The sequence below is a fragment of the Thiorhodococcus minor genome (assembly GCF_010820565.1).
GTDB classification, from domain to species: Bacteria; Pseudomonadota; Gammaproteobacteria; order Chromatiales; family Chromatiaceae; genus Thiorhodococcus; species Thiorhodococcus minor.
The window spans coordinates 1-15,716 of the sequence record NZ_JAAIJQ010000030.1; the positions used below are offsets into that span (position 1 = coordinate 1).

17 protein-coding genes are annotated in these 15,716 nt (G+C 64.7%); 6 read left to right on the plus strand and 11 right to left on the minus strand.

What is annotated here, in order from left to right:
• A partial coding sequence (gene tnpC, locus G3446_RS11620; protein WP_209262369.1) for an IS66 family transposase occupies positions 1-1,681 on the minus strand: 1,681 nt, incomplete at its 3' end.
• A 325-nt stretch (positions 1,682-2,006) separates the two neighbouring features.
• Between tnpC and G3446_RS11625 the strand changes: the two genes are divergently transcribed.
• Positions 2,007-2,576 carry a tetratricopeptide repeat protein gene (locus G3446_RS11625; protein WP_164453001.1) on the plus strand — a complete coding sequence of 190 codons (570 nt, stop codon included), beginning with the start codon at positions 2,007-2,009 and terminating at the stop codon, positions 2,574-2,576.
• Between the two features lie 96 nt (positions 2,577-2,672).
• Here G3446_RS11625 and G3446_RS11630 read toward each other — a convergent pair whose 3' ends face one another.
• Entirely contained in the window at positions 2,673-3,260 is a 588-nt protein-coding gene (locus G3446_RS11630) for a class I SAM-dependent methyltransferase (RefSeq protein ID WP_164453002.1), read from the minus strand.
• A gap of 119 nt (positions 3,261-3,379) precedes the next feature.
• On the opposite strand from G3446_RS11630, the gene G3446_RS11635 reads away from it, so the two are divergent.
• From G3446_RS11635 to G3446_RS11655, 5 genes are all read left to right on the plus strand, one after another.
• Complete coding sequence (locus G3446_RS11635) at positions 3,380-4,618, plus strand: Ni,Fe-hydrogenase I large subunit (protein ID WP_164453003.1); 1,239 nt, start codon at positions 3,380-3,382, stop codon at positions 4,616-4,618.
• Positions 4,619-4,686: 68 nt separating this feature from the next.
• Positions 4,687-4,953: a HypC/HybG/HupF family hydrogenase formation chaperone gene (locus G3446_RS11640; protein ID WP_164453004.1), complete on the plus strand. Its 267-nt coding sequence runs from the start codon at positions 4,687-4,689 to the stop codon at positions 4,951-4,953.
• A complete protein-coding gene (hypD, locus tag G3446_RS11645) occupies positions 4,950-6,086 on the plus strand; it encodes a hydrogenase formation protein HypD (RefSeq protein WP_164453005.1) in 1,137 nt (378 codons plus the stop codon). The genes G3446_RS11640 and hypD overlap by 4 nt, the downstream gene beginning before the upstream one ends.
• Before the next feature lie 135 nt (positions 6,087-6,221).
• Complete coding sequence (gene hypE / locus G3446_RS11650) at positions 6,222-7,268, plus strand: hydrogenase expression/formation protein HypE (protein ID WP_164453006.1); 1,047 nt, start codon at positions 6,222-6,224, stop codon at positions 7,266-7,268.
• A 187-nt stretch (positions 7,269-7,455) separates the two neighbouring features.
• A complete protein-coding gene (locus G3446_RS11655) occupies positions 7,456-7,857 on the plus strand; it encodes a cache domain-containing protein (protein WP_425338394.1) in 402 nt (133 codons plus the stop codon).
• Between the two features lie 262 nt (positions 7,858-8,119).
• Here G3446_RS11655 and G3446_RS11660 read toward each other — a convergent pair whose 3' ends face one another.
• From G3446_RS11660 to G3446_RS11700, 9 genes are all read right to left on the minus strand, one after another.
• On the minus strand, positions 8,120-8,485 hold the full coding sequence (locus tag G3446_RS11660; protein ID WP_164453008.1) for a helix-turn-helix domain-containing protein: 366 nt from the start codon (positions 8,483-8,485) through the stop codon (positions 8,120-8,122).
• A 196-nt stretch (positions 8,486-8,681) separates the two neighbouring features.
• Positions 8,682-9,659, minus strand: a complete 978-nt coding sequence (locus tag G3446_RS11665) for a LysR substrate-binding domain-containing protein (protein WP_164453009.1) — start codon at positions 9,657-9,659, stop codon at positions 8,682-8,684.
• A gap of 130 nt (positions 9,660-9,789) precedes the next feature.
• On the minus strand, positions 9,790-10,887 hold the full coding sequence (gene tatC / locus G3446_RS11670; protein ID WP_209262370.1) for a twin-arginine translocase subunit TatC: 1,098 nt from the start codon (positions 10,885-10,887) through the stop codon (positions 9,790-9,792).
• Between the two features lie 312 nt (positions 10,888-11,199).
• Positions 11,200-11,520: a phosphoribosyl-ATP diphosphatase gene (locus G3446_RS11675; RefSeq protein WP_164453010.1), complete on the minus strand. Its 321-nt coding sequence runs from the start codon at positions 11,518-11,520 to the stop codon at positions 11,200-11,202.
• A gap of 9 nt (positions 11,521-11,529) precedes the next feature.
• A complete protein-coding gene (hisI, locus tag G3446_RS11680) occupies positions 11,530-11,925 on the minus strand; it encodes a phosphoribosyl-AMP cyclohydrolase (protein ID WP_164453011.1) in 396 nt (131 codons plus the stop codon).
• Positions 11,926-11,965: 40 nt separating this feature from the next.
• Complete coding sequence (gene hisA / locus G3446_RS11685) at positions 11,966-12,709, minus strand: 1-(5-phosphoribosyl)-5-[(5-phosphoribosylamino)methylideneamino]imidazole-4-carboxamide isomerase (protein ID WP_164453012.1); 744 nt, start codon at positions 12,707-12,709, stop codon at positions 11,966-11,968.
• 57 nt (positions 12,710-12,766) lie between these two features.
• Entirely contained in the window at positions 12,767-13,372 is a 606-nt protein-coding gene (gene hisB, locus G3446_RS11690; RefSeq protein ID WP_164453013.1) for an imidazoleglycerol-phosphate dehydratase HisB, read from the minus strand.
• A 293-nt stretch (positions 13,373-13,665) separates the two neighbouring features.
• Positions 13,666-14,556 (minus strand): OmpA family protein, encoded by an 891-nt coding sequence (locus G3446_RS11695; RefSeq protein WP_164453014.1) that lies wholly within the window; start codon positions 14,554-14,556, stop codon positions 13,666-13,668.
• Positions 14,557-14,575: 19 nt separating this feature from the next.
• Positions 14,576-15,547 carry an SLAC1 anion channel family protein gene (locus G3446_RS11700; protein ID WP_164453015.1) on the minus strand — a complete coding sequence of 324 codons (972 nt, stop codon included), beginning with the start codon at positions 15,545-15,547 and terminating at the stop codon, positions 14,576-14,578.
• Positions 15,548-15,716 lie beyond the last annotated feature (169 nt).

Sequence of the window (15,716 nt, forward strand, 5' to 3'; positions counted from 1 at the left end):
CACCCTGCTGACACAGGCCGTCCTCGCGCTTTCCGATGCCGTCGAGGCGGTACGGCCAGACCGACAATTTCCACGCCGCAATCCCGGCAAGCTCAAGCCTGGATTCCACCCGGCTTACTGCCGGGCGGCTTAAGTCCATGGCAGTGGCCGCGCGACCGGCGCGGCGCTCAGCGATCACACCGGCCAGATAGGGCCAAGGCACATGACCGCGTTTGCGACAGGTGTCGATCACGCTGGCGAGCAAGGTGAAGGTGCGCGATCCGGCCTCACAGCGCGTGCCCATCATGATGCGTCGCGCGATCACCCAATGGCGCAGCGCCCGTTCGGCTTCGTTGTTGGTGATCGGCCACTGGGGATTATCCAGCACCCGAAAGATGGCCTCCCAGTCATTCCAGAGTTCGACGGCCAAGGCGCGCGTCTTGGCGTGGCGGTGCCCGAGCAGACGCACGCAGGCGGCATGCAGATCGTCGAGCAACGCGGCATGGAGGGAGGGCAAATCGACCGGCGGGCCGTCACGCGCGGCATGGATGGCGCCAATCAGCGTGTCGAAGGCGTTTTGGACCTGATGCCCGAAGGCTTGGGCCTCGCGATCGTAGCTGTCAATCAATCCCTGCGCCTTGCGCGTGAGGTGCGCCCAGCAGCGCAGCCGCTGGGGCAGATGGCGATAGACCTGCCAGCCGTCGCTCATCAGCCAGCCGCTGAAGCCCGGCAGGATGCGATCGAGGACCTCGCGCCCGCGCTTGCCGACCACGAACAGGGTGACGGTGGCACTGGTGAAGACCCACAACCACAGCAACTCGGCGCCTTGCGGCCAAGAGGTCTCATCGGCGTGCAGCAGGTCGCTGGCCACCACCGCCTCGATCAAGTCTTTTTCCAGCGGTGCCGCCGCTGCGGCGGCCTCGCGCAGGGTGCGATCCAGGGTGCCGACGCTCAGCGTCAATCCGAGCCAGTCGTGGAGAAACTCCCGCATCCGTCGGCGCGACATCCGAAAGCGCAGATGCAGGGCGACGATCAGGGTCGCCAGGCCCGGCCCGACCAGACGCCATTCGCTCAAAGCCACCGGTTCCAAGGTCGGATCCTCGACCAGCCCTTCGCCGGGGCGTGCGCGCCTGTGATGACCGCAGGCGCAGCCCGTTTCATAGAGACGATGATCGGTGACCTGCACGTGCATGCCCGGTTGCTCTGGGTTGCCCCACACGAGATCGACCGACTGAAAGCCGGCATAGGCGACACTGGGCGCGCCGGCCGGCAGCGCCTCGGCGCAGGCCTCGCAGGCGCTGGGATGATGGTGCCGCGTCTCCTGCGCCCGCAGGACCTGGGTGCGCCCGAAGCCGGGCGCGCCAGGTTGCTTGCCGGCTTTGCGTTTGGGTTTGGGCTTCTTGGCACCGGTCGCGTCGCGCGGCGGATCCTCCGGGGATGTGCTCGCGTCCGCGTCGACCTCGTGCGGTGCCGCGTCGTCCTCCGCCTTGTCCGGCGCCTGCTCGTCACCCGCCGAGGGGCGCTCCCAGGGCGCACGGCTGCTGGGCGGGCGAGAACTGTTGGTCGGATTCTGCCGCAACCGTTCGCGCGCTTCCTTCAGATCCTCCAGCAGCCGCAGTGACAGACCACGCAGCCGCCCCTCGTCCAAGGCCAGGACGTAGGCTTCATCAAGCTGGCTGAGGCTGTGGTCGCTCAGGTGCATCGGTCAGGGGCGCGGTCTCATCGGGTTGCGGATGGGCGCTTATCCTCATCTCGCTGGGGGGCAGCGGTCAAGGGGTCTCTGAACGGCTACTGTGCCGCAACAATGCGGCTTCGGTCGGCACGGAGCTAACCGGGCAGCACAGCTCCACGGAGAGTTTACTCAATATCAGACCTCACGGAACCTCCTTTCTTGGCACGCAAGCGTCTGAATCGTCGTGAAGACCGCCGTTTCTTGGGCGTTTGAACCAGCCGAACATGACGGTTTGACACTGGGTCGCGGGCTTTCTAGCATCCCGCTCTCGTCTTTCGCCTCTTCCCGGCCCACCATGCCCAAACTCTCCGCCCTGCATTGGATCGCCCTCGTCGCCTTCCTGGTCTTCTACGGTTTCACCGTCTTCGCGCTGACGCGCGACTACTATCTGCGCCACCCCGCCCCACCTGTGGCCACGACGAGCACGGCCTCGGCGGGCGACACACCCCGGGCCAAGGTGCCCAGCCCGAGCACCAGCGCCATTCCGGAGAGCATCACCGAGTCCAATCCGGTGCTCTTGCATCAGCAAGCGGACGCGCTCTTCGTCGAGCGCCGCTTCCCGGAGGCGGTGCGCGTCTACCGCCGCATCCTGGAGCTGAATCCGGAGGACGCCGAGGCCCACAACGACCTCGGACTCGCGCTGCACTACACGGGGGATACCAGCGCCGCCATCGCGCAGCTGAGAATCGCCGTTGGCAAGGCCCCCGACCTGCAGCGTCCCTGGCTGACGCTGGGCTTCCTCAGCCTCCAGGAGGGCAAGGACGCTCAAGCGAAAGCGGCCCTGGAGCGGGCGCGCGATCTCGATCCCGAGAGCGACATCGGCAAGGAAGCGGTCCGTCTCTTGGGGATGCTGGCAGAGCGATAACGGCGGCCGCCAGCTAGCCGGATTGCACGACAGATTTCCCTGACGCGAACGAGCATCCAGACGGCGCCAGCTCCAAGGCGCCGGGTCAGCGCAGCATCAGCGATAGGCTAGCGCCACGGTATAGTGCGCGCCCTGCTTGAGCTTGTCGTAGTTGCCGAAGACCTCGCCGAGATTCCGCTTCATGTATTGGCGCAGCCCGTTGATCGTCACCAGATAGAGACGCCCGCCAGGCTTCAGCCGCGCATAGGCGTCGTGCAGCAGAATGGCGAGCAGCTCCTTGCCCACCTTCGCCGGCACATTGCTGGCGATCACATCGAACATGCGATCCGGCGCGACCTGACCGAAGCCGTTGCTGAGCTGGGCCTCAGCATTGCTCAGTCCATTGCGCCTGGCATTGCGGTTGGCGTACTCGACAGCCACGAAGTCCTTGTCGACGAGCAGGATGCGCCCCTCGGGGGCCATGGCGGCGAGCGCCAGACCGATGGGACCATAGCCGCAGCCAAGATCCAGGCAGTCGTCGCCGGCCTCGACCGCGACGTAATCGAGCAGCAGCCGCGTCCCCTCGTCGATCTCGCGCGGCGAGAACAGGCCCCAGGTGCTTTGCAGACTGAGCGTGCGGCCGCCAAGCTCGGCATTGAAAAGGATGTCGCGACGCAGATTGGCGAGCTGTTCGGGTGTGAGCATGATGGGAGCCTGGTGCCAGCGACCCGTCCGAGACGGGCCCAAGATCGGCAGGGTTGGAGGAGCGAGGGATCGGGTAAACTGGCGGCTTTGCACTCCGCGCGCAAGCCCAAACGCACAGCATGTCCGATCCAGCCGGCAGGCTCAAGATCCAGATCCAGCGATCGACCACCGGAGTCCGGTGCACCATCCGCTCGACGCGCCCGGTCACTGCGTCATCGATGCTCAAGGGGCGCTCCAGCGCTGAGGTGGCGACCCTGCTGCCCTTGCTCTACTCCATCTGCGCCAAGGCCCAGTCCTATGCCTGCGTCGGCGCGCTCGAATCGGCATTGGCTGCCGCACCCGCCCCAGGAGCCAACCACAGGCGCCAGCTCACGCTCACACTCGAGACCCTGCGCGAGCACATCTGGCGCATGCTGCTGGATTGGCCGCGGCTCTGTGATGGCACGCCCAGGCGCGAGGCACTTGCCGGACTGATCGCGCAGACGCGCGCCCTCTTCGGGCTCGCCGACCCTTCCGGAGCACTCTTCAAGCCAGGCGGGGATACCGCGGACTTCGACGCGAGCGCTTGGCTGCAGGGCTGCGGCGCCGTCCAATCCCTCGTCGTCGAGCAGGTGCTCGGTCGGCCAATCGACGCCTGGCTCGCAGAGGTCGTCGGCCATGACAGCCTCCGGGCTTGGGCGGAATCGACCGCCACCGAGCCCGCACGCCTGCTGAGATCCCTGATCCAAGCCGGCGAGTCGGCACTCGGGGACTGCTCCGTGACTCCCCTCGAAGATATCGAGCACGCCGCCTTGGCCGCGCGCTTGACGGCCGAGGATGCAACGGCCTTCGTCGCCGAGCCACGCTGGGAGGGCGCGGCTCGAGAGACGGGCCCGCTCAGCCGCCGTCGAGGGTCCGCACTCATCCGTGCCCTCGAGAAGTCAACCGGAAAGGGCCTGCTCACGCGCCTGAGCGCGCAGATCCTGGAAGTCGCACAGCTGGCGAGCTTGCTCAGACAGCCGGGAGAGGCGGATCAAGCGGCTTCGAGCAGCTTTGGCTCGCCCGAGCCGGGCCTGGGTCTCGCCGAGGTGGAGGCAGCGCGGGGACGCCTGGTGCACCTCGCGCGGCTCGCCGCCGACCGCGTCCTGGACTACCGGATCTTGGCGCCCACCGAGTGGAACTTTCACCCCGAAGGCCCCGTCGCAATGGGCATCGCGGCGCTGCCGGACGACGAGGACGCCAGGCTGCGCAGACGCGCGGAGCTGCTGATCATGGCCATCGATCCCTGTGTCGCCTACGATCTCGATCTCGCCCCAGCTCGGAAGCGGCTTGCGCCACTGGCTGAGGGGCAGGATACAAGACCCAGCACGCTGCAATAATCAGCATGTTAGCGAGCGTGCGCCCGGAGCGGCCACGCCCCACCCGATGATTCCGCCGAGGTTCCACTATGTGTCTCGCTATCCCCGCCCGCATCGTCGAGATCGACGCCGCCACCGACATCGCCCAGGTCTCGCTGGGCGGAGTCCGCAAGGAAGTCTCGCTCGCCTTGGTCAACGATGCCCGAGTGGGCGACTACGTCCTCATCCACGTCGGCTATGCACTGAACAAGCTGAGCGAGGAAGAGGCCGAAAAGACATTGGCGCTGATACGCGAGATGGGCCTGCTGGAGGAGGAGGCGACGCACAACGCCGCCACGCCTGGAGGCGAGGCATGAAGTACGTCGACGAGTTTCGCGATCAGAAGCTCGCCAGACAACTGGCGAGCGCCATCGCCGCGGAGGCCGACCCGGCACGCCAGTACCGGCTCATGGAGTTCTGCGGCGGTCATACCCATGCCATCTTTCGCTATGGCGTCCAGCACCTCATGCCGCCAAACCTGCGCTTCATCCACGGCCCAGGCTGCCCGGTCTGCGTCCTGCCCATGGCGCGCATCGACCAGGCGATCGCCATGGCGCTGGAGCACGAGGTGACGCTCTGCACCTATGGCGACCTCATGCGGGTTCCCGCGAGCGGCCGCCGCAGCCTGCTCAAGGCCAAGGCGGATGGCGCCGACATCCGCATGATCTACTCCACCCTGGACGTGCTGCGCATCGCCCGCGAGGAGCCCGACCGCCAGGTCGTCTTCTTCGCCATCGGCTTCGAGACGACGACACCACCCACGGCGGTCGCCATCAAGGCCGCCCGGGCGGAAGGGCTGACGAATCTCTCGGTCTTCTGCAATCACGTCCTAACCCCCTCCGCGCTGCGCACCATCCTGGCCACGGCGGGTCCGGACGGCGTGCAGCTCGACGGCATCCTCGGGCCATCGCACGTCAGCACCCTCATCGGCAGCAAGCCCTACGCCTTCGTCCCCGAGGAGTTTCAGACGCCGGTCGTGATCGCCGGCTTCGAGCCGCTCGACGTCATGCAGGCGACGCTGATGCTGGTGCGCCAACTGAACGAGGGACGCTGCGAGGTCGAGAATCAGTACACCCGGGCCGTGACCGAAGCCGGCAACCTCAAGGCCCAGGCCCTGATGGCAGAGGTCTTCCAGACGCGCGACCGCTTCGAATGGCGCGGCCTCGGCTTCCTTCCCGAGAGCGCCCTGGCGCTCGCGGACGACTACGCAGACCTCGACGCCGAGCAACGCTTCCCTGTGGAGATCGGGGAGGTCAAGGAGGTGAAGGGCTGCGAGTGCCCGGCGATCCTGCGCGGCGTGAAGCAGCCGACGGACTGCAAGCTCTTCGGGAGCGTCTGCACGCCGGAGAACCCCATGGGCTCCTGCATGGTCTCCTCGGAGGGGGCCTGTGCCGCCTATTGGAGCTATGGCCGGCATCGCGCCCCGGCAGCTCAGGCAGAGACCGTCTAGCCGCGTTGGCGCGACCCAGTGCGCGCCGCTCAAGAGCAGTTTCTTCTTGGCGCATTGCGCGCCGCCACGATACCGATTTCCAGCATGCTTGCGTGTGCCAGCGAGGCACCATCGCGCTTATTCCAGGACGACCGCATGACTCAAGACCGACGCTTTCCCGTTCGACTCGATCTCAAGCAGGGCACGGTGGACATGAGCCATGGCTCTGGCGGGCGCGCCATGGCGCAGCTCATCGCCGAGCTCTTTCACCGCCACCTGGACAATGCGCTCCTTGCCCAAGGCAACGATCAGGCACTCTTCAGTCCACCGCCCGGACGCATGGTGATGAGCACCGACGGTCATGTCATTTCGCCGCTGTTCTTCCCGGGCGGCGACATCGGCTCACTGGCGGTGCACGGCACCCTCAATGACGTCGCCATGGCGGGCGCCCGACCGCTCTACCTGGCCGCGGCCTTTATCCTGGAAGAGGGATTTCCGCTCGCCGACCTCGCACGGATCGTCGCAAGCATGGCAAGCGCGGCCAATCAGGCCTGTGTCCCCGTGGTGACCGGCGACACCAAGGTCGTCGAGCGAGGCAAGGGCGACGGCGTCTTCATCACGACGACCGGAGTCGGCGTGGTTCCTGAGGGCATTCACATCTCCGGCGACCTCGCCCGACCGGGCGATGCCATCCTGGTCAGCGGACATATCGGCGATCACGGTGTCGCCATCCTATCCAAGCGGGAGAATCTGGGATTCGAGACGGAGATCCGATCGGACTCCGCCGCCCTGCATGGTCTGGTGGCCGACATGGTCACGGCGGTGCCCGAGATCCATTGCCTGCGCGATCCGACGCGTGGCGGGCTCGCGACCACGCTGAACGAGATCGCCCATCAATCAGGTGTCGGCATGCAGATCCGCGAGGAGGCCATCCCGGTGCGCCCGGAGGTCACTGCCGCCTGCGAGCTCTTGGGGCTAGATCCCTTGTACGTCGCCAATGAAGGCAAGCTGATCGCCATCTGCCCCGGGGAGCGTGCCGAGGATTTGCTGACGGCGATGCGCATGCATCCCAGAGGCGAGGACGCCGCCATCATCGGAGCAGTCGTCGAAGATGAGCTCCGCTTCGTGCAGATGGAGACGCGCTTCGGAGGGAGCCGCATCGTCGATTGGCTGGCGGGCGAGCAGCTACCACGCATCTGCTGATCTTGCCGGGACGTCTGAAAGACAGGAACGGCTGAGAGACAAGTTGGAGTCCCCCTGTGGATCTTGCGGCCGCTTTTGTACTATCGTCTCGGCTCCCAAGCACGACTAGAAACAAGACGAGGACCCTGGAATGACAAGAACGCTAGTAAACTCCGCGCTTGCGGCACTGTTGGGAGCCACTATGGGGATGGCCGTTGCGTCCGAGATGGCGACGCCCGATGAGGCCAAGGCCATGTCGCAAAAGGCCCAGGCCGCGGTCAACGAGATGGGCAGCGAGACGGCCTTCGTCGCTTTTGCGGCGGACGACGGCGGATTCAAGGAGAAGGACCTCTACGTCTTCTGCATGGACATGGACGGCGTCATGCTCTCGCACGCCATGAAGCCGGAGCTGGTCGGCAAGAATCTGCTCGACTTCAACAAGTATGGCGACGAGCTGTTCAAGGAGATGATCGAGGTCGCAAAGGCATCTAGCGAGGGCTGGGTCGACTACAAGTGGCCCTATCCGGGCAGCGATGAGATCCGCGACAAGACGAGCTACGTCATGACCAACGACGAAGGCTCCTTCTGCGGCGTCGGCGCCTACAAGTAACGGCAGACAGTCGTTCGAGGGGCGCCGCGCAGGCGCCCCTCGTATCCACCTCCACCTCGCTCGGGCACGCCGGCACTCGCGGGAGCACCGCGCGCTTCCGCCTTAGGCGATTGCCGGAAATTCATCTACCAGGTGGCGCCTGATCGAGGTCCGCCTTCAAAGTGCGCCGACAGGCGCATAGCTGGGCTATGTGACTGTCGGCGCAACACAGAAGGCGGGCGTCAAGACAAGCCAGATAGTATGAGAATTGAGGGAAATCGCCTCAATCCTCCTGGACCGCCTCCGCGGTATCCACCGCCTTCCCAATCTCGGTTTCCGCCACGGCGAGCTTCAAGATCGTCTGCTGGCCGCGCCCGTCCGTGAGCCGGAAGTAGTCCACCAGCTGCCGCTCCTGCGGCGAAAGCGGATCTTTGTCGTCGAGGCAGAGCAGATAGGTCGGCGTGACGGTTCCCAGCGCCATCGCGAGCTCTTGCGCCTCTTCCAGCCCCATTCTGCGAATTCCCTGCTCGTAGTTGCTGATCCGGGATTTCGAGAGCGCGTTGGTACGGGCGGAGAGATCAGAGAGACTGAGCTTCTGCTCTTGCCGGGCCGCGCGCAGGCGTTGACCGATGCGTTTGGTGAGATCCATAGTCGTGATCTTCAGTTGATAAGCCCATTCGTTGAGATTTAAAAAAGTCCTGTCGCATAGGCAATACGGGAGCGCGCCCCAGACAAGGAACGCTCACACATCCGTGATGCGGAAGCTCGCGTACCGCCGAGCCCTCCTGCGCGAGACGTCTCAGCGCTCGCGGGGGCTGGCTATCCAGATATGCTTACCGGCAAAGCTAGCCTAGGTAAGCATCTTCCCATTCGGCATCGCCGACAGTCTGAGGTGGCGCCTCGACGACCCGATCGGCGAACACGCGGTCGAGCGTCTTGATGAAGCACTTGGTTTGAGGGGAAAGAAACTTCCCACGACGCTGCACGATTCCGTAGCTGCGTTTCGGGAAATACTGCCCGATCGGGATGACACCCAGGTTCTCTTTCCCCGTAAGACAGACGTCGGTCACAATCGAGATACCGAGCCCTAGCTCGACATACTTCTTGATGACTTCCCAGCCACCGGCCTCCATGGTGACCCGGTAGCCGAGATTGTGCTGCTTGAAGACGAGGTCGACGAGACGCCAGGTGCTCAGATGCCGCGGCGGCAGAATCAGCCCATAGGGCGCGATCTCCTCCAGCGTCACCGACTTGTTGTCCGCAAGCGGATGATCCTTGGGTGTGATCAAGGCCGGCTGATAGGTCACGAAGGGCCGATAGGTGATGTCATCGGGCACCTCCAGCATCGACCCTACCGCCAGATCGACCTCGTCCGCCCGCAGCATGGCGAGACCATCGCGCCCCGTCACATTGTGCAGCTTGAGCTCGATGCCCGGATACTGCTCCACGAAGGCGCTGACCGGGTCCGGCAGGATATAGAGGATGGTCGATTCGCCCGCAGCGATGTTCAAAACCCCCTGATCCACGCGACCGCATTGCGTCGCAAAGGTCTCGTGGAGCTTGTCCATACCGTCCACGAGGGGCTCGGCCATCTGGAAGAGCAGATCGCCTTCGGGCGTGAGCTTGATCTTGGGACCACGCCGCTCGAACAAGACGGTGCCGAACTCCCGCTCCAACGCCTGAATCTGCAGCGAGACCGTCGGCTGACTGAGAAAGATCTTCTCCGCCGCCGCGCTCACACTACCTGTCCTGGCGGCATGGCAGAAGGCCCGCAGCTGCTTCAGACGGTTTTGCTTATAGTGGATTTGGGATCCTGAGCCCACGGTCTTCTTGTCCTACACCATCGAGCCAATCACGAGTCACACATAATAGTCATTGATGGAGACAATATCTCCCCCATCGAGACAAGAAGATGACAACATTCCTCAGGGTTTGCCAAGCGGCTCACAATCGTCAGTCGTCCAACTGCCCAAGGATATTTCTGGCGACGCGCCTTTGGTCGTCGCTCCCCTCCTCCAGGACCTCGTAAAGCAATTGACGTGCCGCGAAATCATTGCCGAGGTCACGTAGCTTGTTCGCGCGCACGATCTTGTCCTCGACAGGGTCGATCGCCGGGGCGGCGTCTTGCGACGGAGTCGCCCGCGACTCGCGAGCATCTTCCTCGTCCATCAAGTCCAGCTCGGCCTCCATTTCCTCGTCGGTCATCGGCCGCCACCTGTCGGAATCGCCAGCCTCAGCACCAGCCCCGCCCTGCGCTTCGGACGGCGCTGGGGCGACAGCCGCCATCGTGTCGCCGACATCCGGGCGACGCTGACGCAAGAGCAGCTTGGACAGCAGGATGCCAATCTCGAACAGCAGCCACATGGGCAGCGCAAGCAGGGTTTGCGAAATGACATCCGGCGGCGTGAGGAACATGCCGACGACGAAGACCCCGACGATCACATAGGGGCGCTTCCTGGCCAGCGCCGCCGGCGAAGTGGCCCCGATGAGCACCAGGAGAATGGTGGCGATCGGGATCTGAAAGGCGACGCCGAAGGCAAAGAAGAGGGTCAGCACGAAGTCCAGGTAGGCCGAGATGTCCGTCATCATCTCGACGCCTTCTGGCGTCGTGCCCGTCAGAAAGGCGAAGACGAGCGGGAAGACGACGTAATACGCGAAGGCCATGCCGAGATAGAAGAGGAGGATGCTCGCGAGGAGCAAGGGCACGGCCAGCCGCTTCTCGTGCTGGTAAAGCCCAGGCGCAACGAAGGCCCAGAGCTGATACAGCAGAAACGGCATGGCGATGAAGATCGCCGCAATCAGGGCGAGCTTGAAGGGCGTCAGGAAGGGCGATGCCACCTGGGTGGCGATCATGGTGCTCCCCTCCGGCAGGTGCGCCAAGAGCGGGGCTGCAATATAGGTGTAGAGGCCGTTTGCGAAGGGAAAGAGCACCAGGACGACGATGCCGATCGCGATCAGCATGCGAATCAGCCGATCGCGCAGCTCGATCAGATGCGAAATGAAGGGCTGCTCGGCTCCCGGGTCGTCAGACTGCATCTTAGTGGAAGACATGCTCAGAGCCGCTCATCATGGGTGTTTCGATCAATTCCAGCTCACCGCCCGGCGCACGCCGCGAGCCACTCTCAACGCAGGTCGTCATTGCCTGCAGCGCGCGCCGCCGGCTGATCCAGTCCGGCCGAGGTAGGCTGCGCTCGAGGACTGAGAACGCATCGCCCTGCCCATCTCCTCCCTCGGCCTCAGCATCCAGGCGCCACCAAAACTAGGTAATAATACCCTATTGCCCCCAATCTCAGTAGGGACGGGGTCGAGCCCCGAGGGGACGCCGAAGGGGGCACGACCTGCAAGGACGGTGAGCGCCGTCACCTACTGACTCCCTCGACGCGCCTTCTCCTCGAGACCGGAGAGTCCGAATCGCCGCTCGAGCTCCGCAAGCACGCGCTCCGGCCCGAGACCTTGGTGGGCCAAGAGCACCATCGAATGGAACCAGAGATCGGCCACCTCGTAGACGATCTTGTCCGGCGCACCGTCTTTGGCCGCCATCACGGTCTCGGTCGCTTCCTCGCCGATCTTCTTGAGAATGGCATCAAGGCCCTTGGCATAGAGCTTGGCGACATAGGAGCTATCCGGGTCCGCGCGCTTGCGCGCCTCCAAGACCTCAGCGAGCCGCTCGAGTGTATCGCTCATGAGAGAACCTCAGCCTTTCCCGTAGATCGCGCCCGGATCCTTCAGGACCGGGGCGACCTCGACCCAGTGTCCTTTGGCATCCAGCTCGCGGTAGAAGCAGTTGTGGCGCCCGGTGTGACAGGCGATACCTCCCTTCTGCTCGACCTCCATGAGAACCACGTCGGCATCACAGTCGATCCGCAGCGCATGAACCACCTGCTGATGCCCGGACTCCTCGCCCTTGTGCCAGAGCTTTCCCCGGGACCGCGACCAATAGACCGCATGCCCCGTCTCGCGCGTCAGCCCCAGGGCCTCGCGATTCATCCAGGCCATCATCAGGATGACGCCCGTGTCCTTTTCCTGCGCGATTGCGGGCACCAGCCCATCCGCGTCCCATTTGATGGCGTCGAGCCATGCGTCGCTCATATCGGGATACCAGTGTCGAATCAGTGGGGCGGGTGCGAGCTCAGCCGGCCTGAAGTCGGCTGTCGGCGAGCTGCTGACCGGCGGCGAAATCGAGCGTGCCCTCGTAGATGGCGCGCCCCGTGATGGCGCCGGAGATGCCGCAGTCCGCAACCTCGGCAAGCGCGCGGATGTCGTCGATGCCGGTGATGCCGCCCGAGGCGATGACCGGAGTCGCGATGGCGGATGCGAGCGCCGCGGTCGCTTCGACATTGGGGCCGCTGAGCATGCCGTCGCGGCCGATGTCCGTGTAGACGATCGCCGAGACCCCGTACCCCTCGAAACGCTTCGCCAGCTCATCGACGCGATAGGGCGTGATCTCCGCCCAGCCCTTGATGGCGACCTGGCCGTCCTTGGCGTCGAGCCCGACCATGATGTGGCCCGGAAACGACTTGCAGGCCCGCCCGACGAGCTCGGGCTCCTTGACCGCCTGGGTACCGATGATGCAGAAGCTGACGCCCGCATCGAGGTAGGCCGCGATGGTCGCTTCGTCGCGAATCCCGCCGCCGACCTGGATCGGCAGGTCCGGATAGGCCGCCGCGATGCCGCGAATGGCATCGCCATTCACCGGCTCTCCGGCGAAGGCCCCGTTGAGGTCGACCAAGTGGAGTCGGCGCGCGCCCGCGCGCACCCAGCGGCCGGCCATGTCGACCGGATCGTCGGAGAAGACGGTCTCGTCATCCATGCGCCCCTGGCGCAGTCGCACGCAGCGGCCGTCCTTCAGATCGATAGCAGGAATCAATAGCACCTGTCAGTACTCTCTCGGGTCGTCGGTGAATGGGCGAAGAGCAGCGCGGGCTTCGGCCTAGAGGGCGCCCTTGGTGGAAGGCGTGATCCCGGACATGCGCTGATCCGGCTCGACCGCCATGCGCAGGGCCCGGCCGAAGGCCTTGAAGATGGTCTCGGCCTGATGGTGGGCATTGGTGCCACGCAGATTGTCGATATGGAGCGTCATGGCCGCGTGGTTGACCAGGCCCTGGAAGAATTCCTGGAAGAGATCGACATCGAAGGCACCGATCTGCGCCCGGGTATAGTCGACCCCGTAGACCAGGCCAGGACGCCCAGACAGGTCGACCACGACCCGCGACAGGGCCTCGTCGAGCGGGACATAGGCATGGCCGTAGCGACGAATGCCGCGCTTGTCGCCAAGCGCCTTGCTCAACGCCTGACCCAAGGTGATGCCGATGTCCTCCACCGTGTGGTGGGCATCGATGTGCAGATCACCCTGGGCGTGGATCTCCAGGTCGATCAGACCGTGACGCGCCACCTGGTCGAGCATGTGCTCGAGGAAGGGAACGCCCGTTTGGAAGCTGGAGCGCCCGACGCCATCGAGGTCGAGCGCGATCCGAATCTGAGTCTCGAGCGTGTTGCGCTCGACCTCGACGCGGCGACGGTGGGTCTCGAGAGCCATCTCGTTTTCGCTTGCTGCCCTAAACAGCGAATTAAAACACAGTAGCGGCCTGATTCATAAGGAAAGGGCACGAATTCCGGGGAGGCTAGGCAGCCTCCCACGCAATTCCGCTCGGCAGGCGGGCGCTGATTCACGGTTGAGAGCGGCCGCGCCGCTGACGGATGCTGGGCGCAAGGGCTGGCAGCGGACCGGCCGATGGCACTTGCCCGGGCTCAGCCAGTCGGTGAGCCCGCGGGGAAGCGAATAGCGCGGCAAGACGACTGGAGGCTGGTCGCTGGCGGCGCCTCCTGGACTCAGCCCTCGGCGCTGCCTCTGACCTCGAGCAGAAGGACCTCGACGCGACGGTTGCGGCTTCGTCCCTCGGGCGTCTCGTTGTCGGCGACCGGCTGAGCCTCCCCGAGCCCTTCGGCCCGGATCCGCCCCCCATGGATGCCGAGCGCGATGAAGGCGTCGCGCACGGCGAGCGCGCGCCGCTGGGAGAGCGCCCGATTCATCTCGGCGTCACCCGAGCTGTCGGTATGCCCGCGCAGCACGACCCGCAGTCCGGGCTGATCCTTGAGCACCCTGGCGATCCCGGCGAGGGCGGCAGATGCCGCCGCAGCATCCGGCTCGGCCTTGCCAGGAGGAAACCGCAGCTGTGATTCGGCCATCGTCACACTGAGTCCGTCCGGCGTCGATACCGCTCCCAGCGCGGCGAGCGCGCCCTCCAAATAGGCATCGGGCAGCCCCTCGGCGCCCCCGTCGACTTCCGCGGCTTGCTCGTCCTGACGGCTCGCCAGCGCCTGCAGCTCAGACGCGATGCGATTGCGCTCGACCTCCAGCATGGCGACCTGGTCCTCCTTGATGGAGGCCAGCGACGCCTCCAGGGATTGGATGCTGGCCTGGACGCTCGAGAGCTCGGCCACCAGGCCTTGGGTCTTGTCCTCGAGCGCGGCGATCTGCTCGCCACTCGCAGCCGCGACCTCGGTCAAGTCCGCTTGCGGCTGGGCCGGCTTCATCGGCTCGCCCGCAGGCGCGGACGCTGCCTGAGCATCCGCGGCCGCGCTGGGGCGACCACCCTCGACCACATAGACGAGTCCGAGGCCCGCCGCAAACATGGTCGCGAGATAGGCGACCGCCATGACCGAGCGTGAGCGCGGCGCAGGAGCGGCCGGAGTCTTGGTTTCCGTCGGTTCTTGTGACATCTCTACAGCTCCTCGCGCCTCAATGATCGGGAAGACAGATGTTGTGCTTGCGCACGGCCATGCCGGTCGCCGTCAGCAGCAGCAGCACGATTCCGGTCAGCATGGTCAGCATGCCGACGCCGACATAGCCGTAGAACACCGAGCCTGTGTGCTCGAACATCAGCATGCTGGCGATGCTGAAGGCGGCCAACGGAAAGGAATAGGCCCACCAGGAAAGGAAGAACTTCAGCTTCAAGAACCGCCCCGCTTGCGTGAAGAGCAGCAGCGTCAGGAAGAAGGCACTGAAATAGAGCACGCGCGCCAGGGTATCCAGCTCACCCGTGAGGCGCATGTAGGCAATGAAGCCGACCGCCGGAGGGGCGATCAGGATGAACAGCGTCGGCATCAGGCGCGCTTCGATCGGGTGATGAAAGAGCACGCGGTAGAAGATGATGGTCATCAGAATGAGCCAGAAGAGCATGCCCACGCTGAAGAAGAACCAGGAGATCTCGGGATAGCCCAGGGGCACGCCGGCAACCGGGACCAGCACATTGCCGACCGCCGGAATGAACCACGCCGGGTTCATGTGGTGGATCTGAAAATGCTCGTGGTGGATCCACACGCTGACGACGTAGAGCGTGAAGGCCAGGTGCAGCAGCGCGCCGGATATCCATAGCAGGCGACTGACCTGAGGCATCAGCCCGAGAAAGGCGATGGCCAGCAGCAGGAGGCTGATGGAGATGGTTGGGAAGAAGTTGAGCTTGACCGGGTGCCGGATCTCCTTGAGCACGAATTCCCGATAGAGAAGCAATTTGGTGCCATAGAGGGTCGCCAGCACCACGAAGAGCGTGGAGGTGACCCCCACCAGCCAGGGACTGATGCCGAGATCGAGCTGCAAGATGGCCTGAGCCTTCTCCCAGCCGATCGTGAGCCCGGACATCCCCATCACCATGGCAAAGAATGAGATGGGAAAGAAGGCGACACGCCCCATCGATTGCGTTGCTGTTGTCATGTGAGCTCCGAATAGACACGGAAACGGCTAACCCAATGTCCAGTCGTGATCGAGCGAAGGCACGACCGGGAAAGCCTGACGATTGAGGTTTGATTTCCCAAGCAGTCTATGTCGTCACGACAAGGTGGCGCATTGACAAATATCGGAGCATGCAGCTTGGTTTTAACGC